Below are 17,810 nucleotides of genomic sequence, written 5' to 3' on the forward strand. Positions count from 1 at the left end.
TCACTCACCAACTTTCATTGTTATGTTGATAAAGAAATTGCGTCCGGGCTCATAAATTGGAATTCCGCTTGTTCTAATTTTTCTGTTAAGATGCTCATAGTAAGCTTTATCAAAAAGATTGTTCACGCCTACGGAAATATCTGCAAATTTAAAATATACGATATCAACGAGGAAATTGACAAGGACAAATCCGGGAGTTGAAGTTTCACCAAAGCTTGTTGATACATCGCTCTTTCGTGCAACAGCTCTTATCGTCAACTCAGGTCTTATTTTTCCATCAAAGAAGTTATAATAAACAACTGTCTTTGCTTCAAATGGCGGAATCTCGGGCAATGCTTCACCAGTTACAGCATCCCATGCCTTTGTCTGATAAATGTTAAGGTCAAATCCAAATGTCCTGCTAAACGTTGATGTATAACCAAGTTCAAATCCAAAGAACTTTGCTCTGTCAATGTTGACAAACTGCTTCACACCGCGAACTCCCATGTTCTTGGGCGTAAGATCGCTTCTTATCTTTGCAGAGATAAAGTTCTTAACATAGTAATAGAAAACATCGCCTTTGAATATGCCTCCGATGACTTTGCTCTTTAAAATCAAATCAATGCTGTTATTTGTCTCTGGCTTTATTGATGGATTCCCGACATAATCATAATTATCAATTCCGATTGGGAGAAAGTTTATAAATCTTTCACTTATGTTCGGGCTTCTCTTTGCTGAACCAGCAAGAATTGTTAATTGCACATTTGGAGTAATTGCTTTATCTAAACCACCGCTGAAGCTGAAATTATGAAACTTGGAAGACAAATTACCAAACAATTTTGCAAAAGATGGAGCTGGCGTTCGTGCTTGTGCGTAATTCACATCGTATCTTGCAGAAAGCATCAAATTAAATCCATAAATTCCTGTCCTGAATTCACCAAAAATTCCGAAATTTGAAACATAAGAATTTTGCCATACCGTATCAATGAAAGTTTTACCAGCCATTGGACCCGTTTTCATTTTCCTCGTTCTGAAACCATCCTTTTCAACTTTCGCATAATCAAAACCGACATAAAGCAAATTATTTCCAAAAATTAAACCTGCTTCACCTCTTCCACCTGTAACTTTTGTATTCGCCTCCGTGACCGCATCAACATTGAGTCTCGTTGGCTTGAATTCGTTATCCATCAAGTGATAAACTTTTGAATAATAAGCTTTAAGATTGACGCTATTTATCAACGAGTTTAAATTTCTCGCTCCATAATCAATTGAAATTATCCTTGAATCATCTTTTCTACCGTCCATAGGAAGTGCTGGATAAAGAACATCACGAGCGTATGTCTCACGAATAGAAAATTGAACTCTATGATTATCGCCCAAATTAACACCAAATTTCCCAGTCCAATCTCTGATTTTAAAACTTGACTGAATTTCATTTCCATCGCCATCTTTATAATTTTTATAATCTTTCACTCCACCAGCAATTCTAAAATCAAACAATCTCTGTCCTCCGAAAAGCGTCAATCTTGCAACTTTGCCATTCCAATTGCTTTCATAACCTGTTTCAATGTTTCCACCGATAGAAAACTTTTCAAATCTTTTTGGCTTCGCAAGGACAAAATTCATAACACCACCAATGTTGGGTCCATAACGCAAGGCATAGGGTCCTTTTAAAATTTCTATTTTTTCAAGGTCTTCAGCTTGAACATGCGAAGTTGGCGGGTCCATTCTGTTTGGGCAAGCTGCTTCAATCTTAACACCATTATCAATTTGAACATTTATCTGGTCAAACTTTGTCCCTCTCACAACTGGATCAAGAGCATAGCCACCTTTTTTAATTGCGGATGTATTGGAGAAATTTCTCACGAAATCACCAAGATCACGAGGTGCCTTTTTCATAATCTCTCTTCCTCCAATCTCTGCCTGATTATATGTCTCGGCTGGTCTCCCAAGAACAACAATCTCCTCAACCGAAAAATAAGGCAATTCTTCAAGATAAACTTCAACCGTTTTAACTTCACCAGATTTAAGTTGAATTTGCTCCTTCGTCTGTTTATAACCGACATAAGAAACGACAAGATTGTAATTTCCAGGCGCAAGATTTTTTATCTCAAAATAACCTTTGAAATCCGAGACATCACCACGATTTGTTCCCTCAATCCATATATTTGCATTCACAAGAGGATATTTCGCTTTTGAATCATAGACAAAGCCACGAATTGTCGCTTTTTCCTGCGCAAATGAAATTTGAAAAGATACGAAAATAAACACCACAAGTGTGAAAATGGCTCTTCTCATGGCTATAACCCTCCTGATTTTTTGTTTGTTTAAAATTTCCAGAAAATTTAAAACGGTAATGTTGATTTGTGGGGATTTTTAATCAGGAGGGTGGAAAATTTCGGTTTGGGAAATTGAAATGTTTAAGTTCTCAACAATTGTGAAAAATTTTTGTTGATTGAAAGGGAATAAATCCTTTTTAGTTTCAAATTTTGCCTCTTTTATCGGGAAATCGGAAACATTTTTGACTTTTTTACATCCGCAACCCGTGGAATCTAAACAAACAAAATTAATCAGGTTAATTCCAATTTTACCTTTACATCCGCATTTGCAATTTTCTTCACATTGGCACACTCCACCGTGGCAATGGTTTTTCCCAGACGGCAGAATCACAAGCACATAATTAAGGCTCACCACGAAAACAAGTAAAAGCGAAAATATTTTGTAAAACCTAACTTGCACCTAAACTTTTGAAAATTGTTTGACGATTTTCTAAAAATTTAACTCAACATTCCAACGCAAAGTTCCACTCCCACGATTAGAATTTCTTTAACAAAAAATTGAAATTCCCCCCTCCGATATGGAGGGGGGAAAGATTAACTTCCTTTCTTCTTAACCTTAACTTGCAAACTGTTAAGTGCAAGGGTTAACTTCGTTCCTGCCTCAACATAATATCTCCACGCATACCCAAGCTGTAAAAAAACATCTTCGTTATACTCGCCTTTGTCCATGCGGGCTTTTTGCTTGTTCATAATTTCATCCGCAAGATTAAGCCAGTATTGTGCATCTGTTAAATCCTTCTTCACAACATCTGTTTGTTCAGATTTTTTAACTTGGTCAAGAAGATTCAGCACAACATTTTTCACAGCGACATTGTCGTTATACTGCTTTTCGCAGGTTGTCTTCCAGTCCTTTTGCCCCTGCGCAAGTGCAAGTGAAAAAGTAAATACCAAACCTGTTAAGATAAAAATCAGGCGCTTCATTTTTTCTTCCTCCACTTTTGTTTAACTTATGTCTTGTTTTGAAAAAATTTTGATTGATAGAAAAGTTGTTGCAATAAACCAGAAAATTAAATCAGCAATTAAAATCACATAGGTTTGCAAGCTCCCGCCCATAAACTTCAAAAACGCTGCACCAGCTGGACCGAAAATTTCAGGTGAGTTCAGAGTTATCAAACTTAACACACGAACGATGTCAACAGGATTTCCAAGAAGTGAAACCATTGCGAAAGTTGCTGCAACTTTGCCCTTTAAAAATGTCGTCGCCCCAATTATCACAAGATCGTAAAAAATTAGAAAAAGAAACCAAACAAGAATTGAGATCCCAAAAGCCCTCGCCCTTTGCTTTGCAATTGCACATACAAAAGCCGAAATCCCAATGAACACAAATCCAAGAAGATTTGAAAGCAAAACAAAAACAAGATATTTGAACACACCTTCTGCACCAACCCTCATCAAAATAATAAAACCACTTATCCCAAACCCAAGAGCAGTCGCACTAAAAATGACGATTAACAAACCTAACAATTTCCCCGCTTGAATCTCCCAACGATTCAAAGGTTGTGAATAAAGTATCTCATTTAATCTTCCATCACCAGAAAAACTCATGACTCCGATGACAAGAGAAACAAGTGGAATGATGTAAAGAATCAAATTAAGCAAACTCAAAGTCGTCCTTGAAAAATCCTGCATGCTCCCCGTGTATCCACTTGCTGTCAATCCAAAATAAGAAATTCCAAGGACAAGAATTGTAAAGATTGCTGTAAAAATATGCGTCCACTTATTCCTAACGCTTGTGATGACCTCCGTCTCCGCAACAGTTAAAATTGCATTTCCAGATAAAGCAAAATTTTTCATCTCACTTCAAAATTTTAATTTCAAGTTGTTCATAAGGAAATTCTTCCCCGCCGTATTCTCTCATAAATCTCTCAAGCGATTCCTTCGTTTTAAATGTGACGACAAAATAATTCATCGGCGTTTGAATTTTCTCCGACCTGACGAAATAAGCGTTTTCAATCTTAACCCATTCTTTCGTGTAAAAATCCCTCACAAACATAACCGAGCCATCGGGCAAATTCTTCATCTTTTTAAATTCAATCATACATCCAATGTCGTCAAACTTATAAACTTCACCATCTGGAGTGACTATCTCCGTTGCAAAATTGAGTTGAGAAATTGCCATCTTGCAAAGATAACAAACATCATAAGGTTCAATTTCTTCAGGTCTTAACTCTTTTGAACACGAGAAAAATAAAATTGACAAAGTCAAAATTAACGCTGTTTTAACTTGTCCTTTCATGTTCTTCAATTAATTTTTGGTAAATTGATTCAAAAGATTGGCTTGATGTCTGGAAATTTTCAATTTGTGCTCCACTTTCCTTGATCTTAAAAAGTATGTCAAGAATTTTGCTTGACTCCGCTTTTATAATCATACTTGTTCCATTTCTTCTAACCTCAAGCGCTCCATAATCGTATGCAACTTTAACGAAATCATCTTGCATATTTTTCACGACAAGATAAATTTTTGACTCAAACTTTAACTTCTTTTTTAATTCGCTTGCGTTTTCAAAAGTTATCAATTTCCCGCTCACAAGAACCCCAACTTTATCCGCAAATTCATCAACTTCGTTCAAAAGATGAGTTGTAAAAAGAATTGTTTTACCCTCTTTTTTCAAATTTGAAAGAAGAGATTTAAACCTCATCACACCTTCGGGGTCTAAACTCAATGTCGGCTCATCAAGAATTAAAATCGGGACATCGGGAAGAAGAGCAATTGCAATTCCCAAACGCTGTGCATTACCTCCAGAGAGTTCACGACTGTATTTTCCAAGTATATCTTTCAAGTTCAAAGTTTCAATCACATATTCAACTCTTTGAGCCGACAAATTTCTCACTTTTCTGAAAAACTCAAGTATCTCAATCACTTTCAAATTTTCGTGAAGAGCAACTCTTTGCGGAAGAAAACTCAAAAACTGTCTTGCTTTTTTGGGCTCTTTTAAAGCATCTACTCCATTGATGTGAATTTCACCTTCATCAGGGATCACAAGCCCGACGATTGATTTGAGCGTGGTTGTTTTACCGCTTCCATTTGGACCAAGCAAAACCACCGTCTCATTTTCTTCAACGCTGAAACTTACACCATTTACCGCAAAAACATCGCCGTATGATTTTTTTAAATTTTTAACCGAAAGCATATCTTGACCTCAAGATTTTTGATTGAATCAGAAGAATCAAAAAAGGAACAAAAGCCATAAGTCCAATTGCAACAACTATGAAAAACGCAATCTTTCTATTTTCCTCGCCACGAGCGACTTCTCTTTTGACAAGATATGTTAGATCAGGGATTTCAACTTTTCTCATCAGCGGATGTTCATCATAGATATTAAACGACTTAACAATCGGCATTGCTTTTTCTGCTATTTCAATCGCTTTCGCACTCGGGCTTGACAGATAAAGTTGCAGGGCTGGATATTTCCCTTGAATTGATTCAAAAACATTTGTTAACTTGAACTTCACATCTCCAACGCCATCATTATCAAGATCGTATCCGAGATATCCGTCCCAGTAATTTCCCCTGCCATTGTTGCTGAATTGAGTTGTCTTCGGATTTCCAATTGTCCTGATCAAAGCAAGATTTCCAATGAAATTATTTTCGTAAATTTTATCATAGTTCGCACTTGCAAAAAGTGCGATAGCAAGGTCATTGTTCATAACAAGATTCCTGCGAATGATGTTGTAATTTGTGCTTTCAAAATGAAGCCCTATTGAATTATCAATTACATAATTTTCTTCAGCAACGCAATAATCGCAAGATTGAAGCAAAAGTCCGTAAGAACTAAATCCACGATTTCTCGCAAAGATATTTCTTTTGAAATAAATATGCCTTGAATACATCACTGCACCACCAACGACATCATTAATGAAAACATTTTCCTCAAATCTGTTTGAATCCGAAAACATATAATGAATCCCGTATCTTAAATCGGTTGCGTAATTTCTTCGGATCAAATTGTTTGAAGATTCCTGAATATACATTCCATCTCTTACCTTCGTGATGAAATTCTCTTCAACAAGGTTGAAGTGCGAATTCCAGATGTGAAGTCCGCTCCCACGCTCACCTATGCCAAGATAAGGTCTTCCGATGACGGTATTTCTTCTCACAATATTATAGTTTGAAGCGAAGAAATAAATACCGAAAAGAACATCTTCAAGTAGGTTATTTTCAACGATGTTGTATGAAGAATTTTTTAGAAGGATTCCAGAATCTTCTTTTTGCAGTAAATTTCCTCCACCTGTAATTTTAAATCCATTTATCACGCATGAATCCGCAAGAACTGTGACTGTGCTCCCCCAGTTTTCGCCTTTTATCCACGGTCTTCCAACACCGATCAATACAAGTGGTTTTTCAAGAAATATATTCCCGAAATATTCCCCGCCGTAGACATAAATAGTATCGTGTGGTTTTGCAACCGCAATTGCTTCCTTTATAGTTTTGAATTCGTAATTTTTCCCAACTTTTAAAACATCCGCAATGCTTGAACAAAAAAGTAATGAAAGCAAAAAAGAAATTTTCAAAATATGTCCTGATAAAATTTTCACTCTGTTTTCACTTCTTTTGATGTTAATATCAAAGCGACAACAAGCGTCAGAAGTGATAACAAAAGTCCAATTGAGCCAAGATCAGGATAACTATAAACTGTGAATTGTGCTATTAATTTTTTCCCCAAAAGAGGTGGAGTAAATGGTTGAACTTTTATCGGCGCATCTGGAGCAAGATTATGCCCATAGGTGTAAAGTTTGTTGTAAAAATCAAGTATTGAGAAAATTCCAACATAAAGATACATAACGATCAAGTCAACAAGCGTTGAAATTTTCCCAAGGACAACCGCTCTTAAAGCAAGAAGCCCCAAAGCACCAAAGACAAACGGAAGATATGTAAACTCTGCAAAATCACTTTGAGAAAGTGGCTTCATACCGATGTAATGGTTGAGCGTATTGATTTCACGGAGATCATCTCTGCCTGCAGTTTTACCGCCTTCAAGCTTATAGGAGTAAATGTAAAGTTTTAAACCATCGGGATAGAATGTCGCAAAAAATTGCATTCTCCATAAAGGGAAGAAGAAAACCGCAAGAAGGAAGATTACAGAAATAAAAATAACAAGTCGTGATTTCAGGTTCAAAGGTGTGTCCTGGAGTTTTTCCCACTTTTGAATTATTCGCTCCATTTTTGCGTTCTCCCTATTAAATTTTTTGATAGAACGGGGTGGCATTTAAGCCACCCCTTAAGTGTTTAATTTACTTTTGTGCTACACCAGCTCCGCCTTTCGGCTTAACAAGAAGATAACCCTGCATCTCTTGATGGAGAGCAGAGCAGAAGTTTGTGCAATAGAATGGATAAACGCCCGGTTTATTTGCAACGAATTCAATCGTCTTTGTCTCGCCTGGGTCAACAACAACATTTATATCATACTCACAAATTGCAAATCCATGAAGTTCGTCCGTCGTCTGCTCAATGTTTGTAAGATGAATTATAACTTTATCTCCTTGATTAACTTCAATCTTCCACGGTTGGAACCTTGACCTTACCGCTATCATCCAAACCTCAACCGTATTCCCCTTTCGCACAACTTTTGCATCTTTCTCATCCCAGATCGCATTCGGATTCTTATTATCAATACCTTTTTGATAAACTTCAATAACTTTATCTTTAAGTTTGTCCGCTCTAATTGCTTTCGCATAATGTGGTTCCGGTTCTGTAAAAGCATCGTAAAGCAATTTCATCTTTTCACCTGTTATATCAATTAACTGTGATGCCTCTGGCTGGGATGGTCCAACTGTGAGATGCCTTCCGTGAGAAAGCTTATTTAAAGCGATGACATACTTCCCAGCCGGATGCTTTGTGTCACCTTCGGGAACACAAAGATGTCCGATGTTATAAGCGATCGGTATTTTATCAACAACTTCCCAAGTCCCAAGTTTCCACTTTGCGATTGCACTTTCAACGAAAAGCGATGTATAAGCATAACCTTTATCATCAAACTGCGTGTGAAGTGGACCAAGCCCAACTGGAACCTCTGCTTCACGAACGCTTTCGTATCTCAAAACTGGAATTCCATCTTCTTCACCAACAAAATCTTTATTCTCAATTGCTTTGAGCATTTTTTCAAAGTTATAAACTGTCGTTATGCTCTGCAATTTCCCGCTTCCAACGATCCACTTACCATCTGGGCTGACATCAACTCCGTGCGGTGATTTAGCACATGGCATAAGATAAACAACCCCGGGAGCTTCTTTCGGGTCAATCACTCTGACGCCGTTAATAATTTTATACTTACCCTGCTTCAAGTATTCCTCTGCTTTCTTCCAGTTAACAGCTGCAATGTAATCACGATCATTTTGAGAAGCTGTTATTTCAAGGATTCCTGTTGCTCTTTCGGAGTTATAGCATGTCCAGAAAACCCAGCCATGGCTTGGTCCTTTTCCAGCGTCTCCAAGGTCAAAGTTAAACGGTGGCATTAAAACCTGGAATCCATGCTTTTCATCCATTCTCATCTCACCTGTTTTAGGATCAACTTCAACAAGCGCAACAATTCCGTGATATTTCTTCGCATATTCCTCAACTGGGACATATGTTCCTTTTGGAATTGGGACAGAAAATCTTGTCGCAATTGTGACATATTCAGTATTTTCGGTTACAAAAGTTGAGCCATGATTTCCGGAGAGATTTGGAATTGGACCAAGTATTTGCTTCACTTTGAAATCTTTGAGGTCAATTCTTGCGATGCGATTATTTGCGTTATCATTGATGAAAAGCCATCTTCCGTCATAATCTCCATTCGTTTCGCTCAATGCAGGGTGATGCGCATCTCCCCAAGTGTAGCCACCAAGCATTTTCTTTGTCTCAGCGTCAAAACCATAGCCAGTTGATGGATAAGGTGTGAAAACCGGAATAGTGCAGATGTGTCTCATTGATGGAATCCCTGCAACAAAGATATTTCCTGAATGTCCACCTGAATAGAACAGATAAAATTCGTCAAGGTCACCGGGTGGAACATAAGTTGCAAGTGCTGCTTCAACTGCTTCTGACTTAACTGCTTCTTTTCCGGGTTTGCAGCTGTGGAAAACGATTGCAACAGCAACAAAGGTAATTAAAATGCCGAGGACAATTTGAAGTTGCCTTTTCATGGCTAGGGCCCTCCTTTTGATTTTTAATGTTTTGAGGTTAATTGTTGTTTGCGATATTTCTCATACGCTTTCGTCAAAAGTTGAACAACGGTTGCTTTTTCTTCATCTGTCAAAGTTATCTGGCTTCCTAACACAATTGCCATCGTCCCTGTCGGCTCTTTGATGAAGTTTTCAAGCGTCTTTCCGAATCTACTTGGCACATCTTCAACTGCATTGCTCAAATCAGGTCCAATTTTGGCTGCTGATTCAATCCCAAAGACAGAAATTGAATGACACACAAAACATCCTTTATTAACAAAGAATGCACCTTCGCCCTCCCTCATCTGTCTTTCCTTCTCAATCTCTTCAGGCGTTGGAAGATCAGCAAGGGCTGTGTAAGATTGCGGATAATACTCCGGCGGTAGATGAACTTTTTTCCAGCTTAACATCAAAAGTGTAAGAGCAATCGCTTCTCTTGAGCCAAATCCCATCTCCGGCATAATTGATTCAGGCGAAACCATCTTCGGATTTTTAAAGTGAGCAACATGCCAAGCGAAAACTGATTTCCTTCCACCAATTCTTGCATAATCAAATTGTTCAGGCGCTTTATCTCCTTCATAAGTTAAGTCAGGACCTATCACACCACCACGACCGTTAATTTTATGGCACGCACGGCATCCTTTTTCTTTGACAAGTTTTTTAGCATAGTTTATGTAATCAGCCCCAGCTGTTAAAGTATCATAACGATGACAGATATTGCAGTTCATCTGCATCAAAACCTTTCTATCCGGAGGACGATAAAGGTCTTCAAGCTCTTTCCCAAGCAACGGCTCTTCCCAGTGTTCAATGAAACCATGCGCTTCCTCTTTATTCAGGGCGTATCCCTGTCCACCGTGGCAAATTGTGCAACCATATTTTGAAACTGGATGCTTGTCAAGAATTTCCTTTGGATGTGTTTTAAATGGATTTGGTGCGTTTTCAAGCCCCTTCCATTCATAACCCATATGACAGGTTATGCATCTATCAACTCGCCTCAACTCTTTCACATAAATTTGTTTTATCCCCGTCTCTATTCCTTTCGCTTTCTCTTCACCAAGCTTTTGTTTGACATATTTTTTGAACTCCGATTGATACATTTTCCATTCCGGGGTAAAATAGCCAACATAGACGATTAAAGTTACAATTAAACCGATTACAGCGACTGCATAAATTGCGATGACATCTTTTTTAAGTTTCTCTTTTTCCATCATTTATGCGAATTTTTCTTTTTAAAATTTCTTTGGAATTTCTGGCCATGGCTCCCACGGGAAGTAGAATTCCCAGTTCGGTCCTCGCATATAAGTTCCAATTATGATTAAAAGGATTACAAAGAAGCAAAGCACAAGAAAAACAATGTTTTGCCTTATTCTTTCTTTTCCGAACCATACGCCGGTGTTAAGATTTGAGCTTTTATCAAAATACGGCCAAATCGCAAGCAATAAGACGAGAACGCCCGGAATTAAAATCCCACCTATAAAAGCACCATTCAAAACAAAACCCCCGATTCTAATCGTCGTTATAGCCACAAGTTCCTGCAACCAAAGGAAATACCACGGAGCTTTTGCCGGATTTGGAGTTACATTCGGATTCGCCGGCTCCTCAAGTGGAGCGTTGATAAACAAACTAATCAAAGCGACAAAAATAAATGTCCCAAGCATAACAAGACCAATTCTTCTAATAAGAAACGGAACGGAATTAACAGTGTATTTTTCTTCATCAAGAAGAGTTGCTTCAACCTGAACTGTTCTCCCCGTAGTCAATCCAAGCAATGAATAAGTTTTGCTCTTGATCCCATCTTTCACTTTTTCCTTTTTTTGACTCAAGACCAAATTATCAACGCAGGCAAGCCCACCATCTTTTCTTATCCTCCACATATGATAAGAGAAAAGTATCAAAACAGCAGATGGCAAAAAGAAGCAATGAAGCACATAAAATCTAATCAAAGCATTTTGCTCAATCTCATGCCCACCCAAAAGAATAAACCTTATCCATTCACCAACAAGAGGTGCGCTTTTTGCAATGTTTGTCCCAACTGTAATAGCCCAAAACGCAAGCTGATCCCACGGCAAAAGATAACCTGTAAATGAAAGAAGCAAAGTTATGAGCAAAAGCACAACCCCAACAATCCAGTTCAAAGGTCTATTTTGCCCGACGCCAATTCCATTTTTATAAGCTCCGGTTAAAAACACACGAACCATATGCAAAAAAGCAGACGCAACCATAAGATGAGCTGCATTCCTGTGCATCGCCCTTATAAACCAACCAAACGAAACAACATACTCTATATCTTTAATACTTTGATACGCTCTCTCAACCGATGGAACATAAAGAAACATCAAAATCACACCCGTTATCCCAAGAATTAAAAACAATGCTGCTGTTATCGTCCCAAGCCATAGAGAATATCCCCAAGACAAACTTTTGAGAGTAACTTTTGCCGGAAACCAGTGAAGCAACAAATTTCTGACTATTGACTCGCCCGCCTCTTTCTCAGACCTCGGACTCCATGTCCAGAATAAACCTCGTCCGTTTAACCTTTTTTGTTTAACCTCTAATTCAGCCATAGCAAACCTTTTTTAATTTTACACTGTAAGCTTGTAGTTTTGTGGAACTGTTTTATTTAAGTCAAGAACAAGTTTTCCATCCTCTGGTGAAATCTCAACCTTTACCCAATCAAGCGGTCTTGGAGCAGGTCCAGCATAATTTGTCCCATCTCCGTAAAATTTTGAGCCATGGCAAGGGCAATGAAATTCCCATTTTACTTCAACTTCTTTACCACCAATCTTGACAATTTTTGGCTTTGATAAACCAACATATTTGACAGTGCAACCAAGATGTGTGCAAACAGCAGATATTGCATAAAATGTCTTCCCCTCACGAAAGATGTATGCCTTAATATCGTCAATAAATGTCACACCATCTGGAATTTTATCCGGCTCATCAAGTTTAACTCGCCTCACACTTTCATAACTTACATTCGGGAACAATGATCTTATCCATGTGTAAAGTTGTCCCACAAGCCCAACCAGAAGCGAGCCAATCCCAATTGTTTTTAAAAAATTTCTTCTGTTAAGTTTCATCAAGTCCTCCATTTGTTTATTTTTCAATCTTCAATTATTTCCTGCTCCACATAATACATTCTCTCCATCGTCATCGCATCAGTTGGGCAGACAATTGCACATAAGCCACACCTTATACATTTCTCATCATCTTTAATCATTGCAGATAAAGGCACGCTATCTGAAAATTGATAATGTTGTAAAAGTTTCTCTTTTGTTTCCTCATCAAGTTCAAGTTCTTCAATCGGAACAAGTTTCAAACAATACTCTGGACAAACATCCGTGCAAGCTCCACATAGAACACATTTTTCTGCGTCATAAATAGTTTGAATATGGCAGAGCAAGCATCTTTTTGCCTGCTCAATTGCTTGTTCTTCGGTATATCCAAGCTCAACTTCATCAATTCCTGTTCTTCTATCAATTGGAATTGTATCAGGTGCCTTCCTTGGGATTATCTCATATCCAACATAAGTTGAATAATCTCGCTTTTGGATCTTTTCAACCGATAGATGAAAAATTTTTTTGGTTTTCAAACCACGCAGATAGTTATCAATTGATATCGCAGCTTGTTTACCATTCGCAATTGCATCAATTAAATTTCTTGGACCAAAGGCGACATCACCACCAGCAAAAACACCCGGGGCTGTTGTCTCAAGCGTTTCTGGATTTACTTTAATCGTTCCAGATGCAGTAAGTTCAATACCGTCTTCCGGTTTCAAAAAGTTCAAATTCGGTCTTTGCCCAATGGCAAGGATAACTGTGTCAGCTTCCATATATTCACTTATGCTTTCATCAAAAATTGGGTTAAATCTCCCATTTTCATCATAAGTTCTTTTAACACCCATAAATTCAACGCCTTTAACTCTTCCATTTTCACCAATGAATCTTTTAACGCCTCTTTGCGGATGGAATATAATTCCCTCTTTTACTGCTTCCTCAAACTCTTCTTTCCCTTGTGCAGTCCTTAACACAGGCATTTCTTCAAATGATTCCAAACTTGCGATGTGAATTTCAAGAACACCCGCTCTTCTTGCGGTCCTTGCTGCATCCATTACGATGTTATAGGTTGAGCCATTGCCGATTTTCTCTTTCTCCTCCATTTCAACAGCCATTCTCAAAGCTGTCCTTGCAGCGTCAAAAGCAACAAATCCACCACCTATTACAAGAACCTTCTCACCAAGTTCAACTCTGTAGCCATTATTCACACCAACGAGAAAATCAATTGCTTTTATAATTCCATTGAGATTTGCACCTTCAACATTCATCTCCCTTCCTTCTTGCGTCCCAACAGCGATGAAAATAGCATCAAACTCCTCTTTTAACTCTTTTATCCCAAAATTTTTAGTCAAAGGTGTGAGCGTTCTGACTTCAACACCAAGCCAAAGGATTTTATTTATTTCTTTCTCAATTATAGCCCTTGACAATCTAAATTCTGGAATTCCGTGTCTCATCATTCCACCAAGAACATGAGAAGCTTCAAAAATTGTCACTTGATAACCTATTAAAGCAAGATCATGAGCGCATGCAAGTCCCGCAGGTCCAGCCCCTATAATTGCGACTTTTTTATCTCTGACATCAGATTTTCTCACCTTTGCAATGGTTGGCAGATGCCAGAAAAGTTTATTATCACCAGCGTCAAAATCATTCTCAAAAATTTCATCTTGTGTATCCGGGTAAAGAGATTCAACTCCATATTTTTCGGTTAAAAATCTTTTTAATGCTCTTATCGTCACAGGTTTATCAATGCTTCCTCTCCTGCAAAAATCTTCACACGGAGCAGCACATACTCTCCCACACACAGAAGCAAATGGATTTGGCGAGCGAGCGACAAAATATGCTTCTTTATATCTTCCCTCCGCAATTAATTGAACATATCTACCTGCATCGGTATGAATTGGACATGCTGCTTGACACTTGACCTGCTTTTGCCAATGTATTAAATCGGGAAGAAAAATTTTGTAACTCATCAATTGATGCCCATCTGAGTTTTAATTTTTTTAAGCAATATGAAATCTTCCGCAAATTGAAGAACCCTTTTCCCATTTCTTAATTCTTTAACCATATCTGCTAAACTTTCGTGATCAAGCAACACTCTCACTTGATTTTTTATCTTAATCCAGTAATCGTGCAAAGCACACGGATCGTCTGGATTACAAGGACCGATCCTCAAAATACAAGAGTCAAACCAATCCGTTCCGTCAATTTCTTTAACTATATCAAAAATCGTTATATCCTTTGGATCCTTCGCAAGGACAAATCCCCCACCTGGTCCTCTAACAGAAGCGAGAAAACCTGCTTTAACAAGAAGTTGCATCACCTTGTTTAAAAACTCTCTCGGAATAGACAAAGCCCCAGCGATTTGCTTTGCAAGGACAGGTTCTTGTGAGTTCATTGATGCTATAAAAATCATCGCTTGAATTGCATATTTACAGGTCCGACTAAGCAACTCAAATTTCGGATTTATTTGTCTGCAACTAATTTAAACCCAATAAAATTAAAAGTCAAGAAGTGGATAAACTTGTCCACATTTTCTTTAACTTAATCAATTTCAACGACCTTGTTCCTTGCGTTTAAACCCGAAATAATTTTAACTTTTGACTTTGGAACTTTGAAATAATCTGCAATTAAACTTATCAACTCATCATTTGCTCTCCCCTCAATCGGTGGTGCTTTCACAAATGCTGAAAAATGTAATTCGTCAATCTTTTCAATTTTGCTAATCTTTGCGTTCGGCTTAACCTTTACAAATATGCGCATAGAATTTGATGACTTTATTTTTAAATTATTTTGCGACTTAAAAACTCAGCATAATTTCTCCTACACCCTGCTTAAACCCAAACTTTGACATTGGACTCAAATACGGCTTAACTCTTGATTTTGAGAAAATTATTTATTATAATTTCCACAAATGCAAGTTAAACGAAATTTAAAACAAAAACTAAAATTTTGGAGGTTAAAAACATGGTTTTATCGCAAGGTGTATTAGCGTTTTTATTCCAGGCACAACAGAAGGGATTGATTGAGCAAATTACAAATATTCTCGTTGAGAAGTATATTGAAGGTGGATTCTTTATGCATCCTATTCTTGCAATCTTGATAATTGGTCTTGCTCTCAGCATCGCAAAGTGGATTTCACTTAGCAAAGCAAGCATCAATACAAGAAAATTCCTTGCTGAAGTAAAGAAAGCGCTTGATGAGGGCGGTGTTGACAAAGCCCTTGAAGTTTGCCAGAAAACCCCAGGTCCTGTTGCAAGCATCTTCCAGGCTGGACTCTTAAGAGCAAACGAAGGAATTGAAGCAGCAGAAAAAGCGATCATCTCCTATGGTGGAATTGAGATGGCTTTCCTTGAAAGAGGTCTCGTCTGGCTTTCGCTGTTTATCTCACTTGCACCACTTCTTGGTTTCACAGGGACAGTTCAAGGAATGATCGTCGCATTTGACTCAATCAAGGAAGCAAAGAATATATCACCAGAAATCGTTGCAGGCGGTATCTCAATAGCACTTTTGACAACGCTTTTCGGACTCATCGTTGCGATGATACTTCAAACATTTTACAACTACTTCGTTTCAAAAATTGACAGGATCGTAATTGATATGGAAGAAAGCTCAATTGAGCTTATTGATGCGCTTGCAGCGATGCAGCAAGGAAAGAAAGTAAGTGAGCCGTCGGAAACAAAGAACACAAAATAAAATTTTTTAAAAGCCATGTTTAAACGAAGAAAAAGAGCCGAAGCAGAAATCCCATCTGCTTCAATGGCAGATATAGCTTTTGAATTGATGATATTTTTCCTCGTAGCAACAACATTTGATGTTGACACAGGTATAGGTCTTGTCCTTCCACCTGCTGCGGAAACAACCGAACAAGTCAAGGTTAAACAAAGCAACATTGCAAAACTCCTCGTAAACGCAGCAGGCGAAGTTTTGCTGGATGGAGAACTTATCACAGTTCCACAAATTAGAGAAACAATAAAGAACAAGATCAAGCAAAATCCAAAACTTATTATTTCAATTAAGACAGACCGTGAAACCAGTTATAGCAGATACATTGAAGTGCTTGATGAATTAAAACTTGCCTATAATGACCTGCGTGAGGAGTATTCATTGCGAACATTTGGTAAATCGTTTAAAGATCTGACAAGAGATCAACAAGAAGAGGTAAAGAAGGAGATTCCAATTCGTATTTCAATAGCCGAACCAGAAGAAGTCAAATAAAAAGGGAGGCGATAAATAATGAAATTCAAAAAGAAGTTTGGTGAAACAAAACCGAGAATTCCAACAGCGTCATTGCCAGATGTAATTTTTCAACTAATTCTATTTTTTATGGTAACGACGACGATCAAGGTCTATGATGTGAAGGTAAGATACATTTTGCCAGAAGCAGCTGCAATTGAAAAAATTGAGAACAAACGACTCGTCTCATACATCTGGGTCGGAAGGGACGGAAGAATTCAAATTGATGACAACATCGTTCAACTTGATGATATAGTTGACATTATGTACCGAAAGAGACAGGAAAATCCAAATGTCATAGTTTCCTTGAGAATTGACCGTGATTCAAAGATGGGAATTGTAATTGATATACAGCAAAGATTGAGAAAAGCAGACGCTTTGAGAATTAACTACTCAGCGTTGCAGAAATTGTAATGATGGTTGCAAAATTAAATTTAGTTAAACAAAATTTGATTTAAATTTTCAAAGGCAGGCATTGTCCTGCCTTTTTATTTTTAAAAACAAAGAACAGTCAAAAAATGGGCCTCAAGGAAAAACTTCAAGAAGATTTGAAAAACGCAATGAAATCGGGAGATAAAATTCGGCTTGAGGTTGTCAGAATGCTTCAAACAATGTTAAAGAGAAAAGAAATTGAAAGAAAAGGTGAAGGGAAGGACTTAACAGAAGAAGATGAGATTCAAGTGATAAAATCGGAAATTAAAAAGAGGAAGGAAGCAATTGAACTTTTTGAAAAGGGCGGGAGAAACGATCTTGCTGAAAAAGAGCGAAAAGAACTTGAAATTTTAAACGAATATCTTCCTGAGCAAATGTCGGAAGAAGAGATAAAAAATTTTGTTGAAAAAGTTATTCAAGAAATTGGCGCAACTGGACCAAAAGATTTGGGCAAAGTTATGGGAGCAGTGATGAAAGAACTTCGTGGGAAAGCAGATGGCGCCTTGGTTCAAAAAATTGTCAAAGAAAAACTTCAAGTGCAATGAATTGGCTTGATTATGTAATTCTTGGTTTTCTTGCTTTGTTTGTTTATCGTGGTTTTAGAAAAGGATTTTTGAGAAGAGTTCTTGGT

18 protein-coding genes are annotated in these 17,810 nt (G+C 37.7%); 4 read left to right on the top strand and 14 right to left on the bottom strand.

Annotated features, from left to right (window positions below; genetic code table 11):
- The 14 genes from AWW83_RS07070 to AWW83_RS07140 form a co-directional block, all read right to left on the bottom strand.
- On the bottom strand, positions 1-2,277 hold the full coding sequence (locus AWW83_RS07070) for a TonB-dependent receptor (RefSeq protein ID WP_092350329.1): 2,277 nt from the start codon (positions 2,275-2,277) through the stop codon (positions 1-3).
- Between the two features lie 575 nt (positions 2,278-2,852).
- Positions 2,853-3,239 carry a hypothetical protein gene (locus tag AWW83_RS07080; RefSeq protein ID WP_143713918.1) on the bottom strand — a complete coding sequence of 129 codons (387 nt, stop codon included), beginning with the start codon at positions 3,237-3,239 and terminating at the stop codon, positions 2,853-2,855.
- Between the two features lie 21 nt (positions 3,240-3,260).
- A complete protein-coding gene (locus AWW83_RS07085; RefSeq protein WP_092350335.1) occupies positions 3,261-4,112 on the bottom strand; it encodes an ABC transporter permease in 852 nt (283 codons plus the stop codon).
- A 1-nt stretch (position 4,113) separates the two neighbouring features.
- The gene (locus AWW83_RS07090) at positions 4,114-4,554 is read right to left on the bottom strand and encodes a nitrous oxide reductase accessory protein NosL (RefSeq protein WP_092350337.1); all 441 of its coding nucleotides are present in this window, start codon (positions 4,552-4,554) and stop codon (positions 4,114-4,116) included.
- Entirely contained in the window at positions 4,538-5,449 is a 912-nt protein-coding gene (locus AWW83_RS07095) for an ABC transporter ATP-binding protein (protein WP_092350339.1), read from the bottom strand. Before AWW83_RS07095 ends, AWW83_RS07090 begins: the two co-directional genes overlap by 17 nt.
- Positions 5,436-6,854 carry a nitrous oxide reductase family maturation protein NosD gene (gene nosD, locus AWW83_RS07100; RefSeq protein ID WP_159421136.1) on the bottom strand — a complete coding sequence of 473 codons (1,419 nt, stop codon included), beginning with the start codon at positions 6,852-6,854 and terminating at the stop codon, positions 5,436-5,438. The genes AWW83_RS07095 and nosD overlap by 14 nt, the downstream gene beginning before the upstream one ends.
- Positions 6,851-7,480 carry a hypothetical protein gene (locus tag AWW83_RS07105; RefSeq protein ID WP_092350343.1) on the bottom strand — a complete coding sequence of 210 codons (630 nt, stop codon included), beginning with the start codon at positions 7,478-7,480 and terminating at the stop codon, positions 6,851-6,853. The genes nosD and AWW83_RS07105 overlap by 4 nt, the downstream gene beginning before the upstream one ends.
- A 70-nt stretch (positions 7,481-7,550) precedes the next feature.
- Complete coding sequence (gene nosZ, locus AWW83_RS07110) at positions 7,551-9,440, bottom strand: Sec-dependent nitrous-oxide reductase (RefSeq protein ID WP_092350345.1); 1,890 nt, start codon at positions 9,438-9,440, stop codon at positions 7,551-7,553.
- A 23-nt stretch (positions 9,441-9,463) separates the two neighbouring features.
- Positions 9,464-10,669, bottom strand: a complete 1,206-nt coding sequence (locus tag AWW83_RS07115) for a c-type cytochrome (protein ID WP_092350347.1) — start codon at positions 10,667-10,669, stop codon at positions 9,464-9,466.
- A gap of 18 nt (positions 10,670-10,687) precedes the next feature.
- Positions 10,688-12,022, bottom strand: a complete 1,335-nt coding sequence (locus tag AWW83_RS07120; protein ID WP_092350349.1) for a cytochrome b — start codon at positions 12,020-12,022, stop codon at positions 10,688-10,690.
- Positions 12,023-12,040: 18 nt separating this feature from the next.
- The gene (locus tag AWW83_RS07125) at positions 12,041-12,538 is read right to left on the bottom strand and encodes a QcrA and Rieske domain-containing protein (protein ID WP_159421137.1); all 498 of its coding nucleotides are present in this window, start codon (positions 12,536-12,538) and stop codon (positions 12,041-12,043) included.
- Between the two features lie 23 nt (positions 12,539-12,561).
- A complete protein-coding gene (locus AWW83_RS07130; protein WP_092350353.1) occupies positions 12,562-14,484 on the bottom strand; it encodes an FAD-dependent oxidoreductase in 1,923 nt (640 codons plus the stop codon).
- Complete coding sequence (locus tag AWW83_RS07135) at positions 14,484-14,963, bottom strand: RrF2 family transcriptional regulator (protein WP_159421138.1); 480 nt, start codon at positions 14,961-14,963, stop codon at positions 14,484-14,486. Before AWW83_RS07135 ends, AWW83_RS07130 begins: the two co-directional genes overlap by 1 nt.
- 92 nt (positions 14,964-15,055) lie before the next feature.
- Positions 15,056-15,274: a DUF167 domain-containing protein gene (locus AWW83_RS07140; protein WP_092350357.1), complete on the bottom strand. Its 219-nt coding sequence runs from the start codon at positions 15,272-15,274 to the stop codon at positions 15,056-15,058.
- 204 nt (positions 15,275-15,478) lie between these two features.
- On the opposite strand from AWW83_RS07140, the gene AWW83_RS07145 reads away from it, so the two are divergent.
- The 4 genes from AWW83_RS07145 to AWW83_RS07160 all read left to right on the top strand — a co-directional run bounded on the left by AWW83_RS07145 (position 15,479) and on the right by AWW83_RS07160 (position 17,724).
- On the top strand, positions 15,479-16,207 hold the full coding sequence (locus AWW83_RS07145; protein ID WP_092350359.1) for a MotA/TolQ/ExbB proton channel family protein: 729 nt from the start codon (positions 15,479-15,481) through the stop codon (positions 16,205-16,207).
- A 15-nt stretch (positions 16,208-16,222) separates the two neighbouring features.
- Entirely contained in the window at positions 16,223-16,729 is a 507-nt protein-coding gene (locus AWW83_RS07150) for an ExbD/TolR family protein (protein ID WP_092350361.1), read from the top strand.
- Positions 16,730-16,747: 18 nt separating this feature from the next.
- Positions 16,748-17,161: an ExbD/TolR family protein gene (locus AWW83_RS07155; RefSeq protein ID WP_092350363.1), complete on the top strand. Its 414-nt coding sequence runs from the start codon at positions 16,748-16,750 to the stop codon at positions 17,159-17,161.
- Between the two features lie 104 nt (positions 17,162-17,265).
- Positions 17,266-17,724 carry a GatB/YqeY domain-containing protein gene (locus tag AWW83_RS07160; RefSeq protein ID WP_092350365.1) on the top strand — a complete coding sequence of 153 codons (459 nt, stop codon included), beginning with the start codon at positions 17,266-17,268 and terminating at the stop codon, positions 17,722-17,724.
- Positions 17,725-17,810 lie beyond the last annotated feature (86 nt).

Origin of the sequence: Candidatus Chryseopegocella kryptomonas (assembly GCF_001536065.1) — a bacterium.
In the GTDB taxonomy this organism is placed as follows: Bacteria; Bacteroidota; Ignavibacteria; order Kryptoniales; family Kryptoniaceae; genus Kryptonium; species Kryptonium kryptomonas.

Coding starts and splice junctions, on each gene's coding strand:
- AWW83_RS07095 (WP_092350339.1), bottom strand. CDS start 5,449: ATGCTTTCGGTTAAAAATTTAAAAAAATCATACGGCGATGTTTTTGCG.
- AWW83_RS07160 (WP_092350365.1), top strand. CDS start 17,266: ATGGGCCTCAAGGAAAAACTTCAAGAAGATTTGAAAAACGCAATGAAA.
- nosZ (WP_092350345.1), bottom strand. CDS start 9,440: ATGAAAAGGCAACTTCAAATTGTCCTCGGCATTTTAATTACCTTTGTT.
- AWW83_RS07085 (WP_092350335.1), bottom strand. CDS start 4,112: ATGAAAAATTTTGCTTTATCTGGAAATGCAATTTTAACTGTTGCGGAG.
- AWW83_RS07090 (WP_092350337.1), bottom strand. CDS start 4,554: ATGAAAGGACAAGTTAAAACAGCGTTAATTTTGACTTTGTCAATTTTA.
- AWW83_RS07130 (WP_092350353.1), bottom strand. CDS start 14,484: ATGAGTTACAAAATTTTTCTTCCCGATTTAATACATTGGCAAAAGCAG.
- AWW83_RS07120 (WP_092350349.1), bottom strand. CDS start 12,022: ATGGCTGAATTAGAGGTTAAACAAAAAAGGTTAAACGGACGAGGTTTA.
- AWW83_RS07140 (WP_092350357.1), bottom strand. CDS start 15,274: ATGCGCATATTTGTAAAGGTTAAGCCGAACGCAAAGATTAGCAAAATT.
- AWW83_RS07150 (WP_092350361.1), top strand. CDS start 16,223: ATGTTTAAACGAAGAAAAAGAGCCGAAGCAGAAATCCCATCTGCTTCA.
- AWW83_RS07125 (WP_159421137.1), bottom strand. CDS start 12,538: ATGAAACTTAACAGAAGAAATTTTTTAAAAACAATTGGGATTGGCTCG.
- AWW83_RS07080 (WP_143713918.1), bottom strand. CDS start 3,239: ATGAAGCGCCTGATTTTTATCTTAACAGGTTTGGTATTTACTTTTTCA.
- AWW83_RS07115 (WP_092350347.1), bottom strand. CDS start 10,669: ATGATGGAAAAAGAGAAACTTAAAAAAGATGTCATCGCAATTTATGCA.
- AWW83_RS07070 (WP_092350329.1), bottom strand. CDS start 2,277: ATGAGAAGAGCCATTTTCACACTTGTGGTGTTTATTTTCGTATCTTTT.
- AWW83_RS07105 (WP_092350343.1), bottom strand. CDS start 7,480: ATGGAGCGAATAATTCAAAAGTGGGAAAAACTCCAGGACACACCTTTG.
- AWW83_RS07155 (WP_092350363.1), top strand. CDS start 16,748: ATGAAATTCAAAAAGAAGTTTGGTGAAACAAAACCGAGAATTCCAACA.
- AWW83_RS07145 (WP_092350359.1), top strand. CDS start 15,479: ATGGTTTTATCGCAAGGTGTATTAGCGTTTTTATTCCAGGCACAACAG.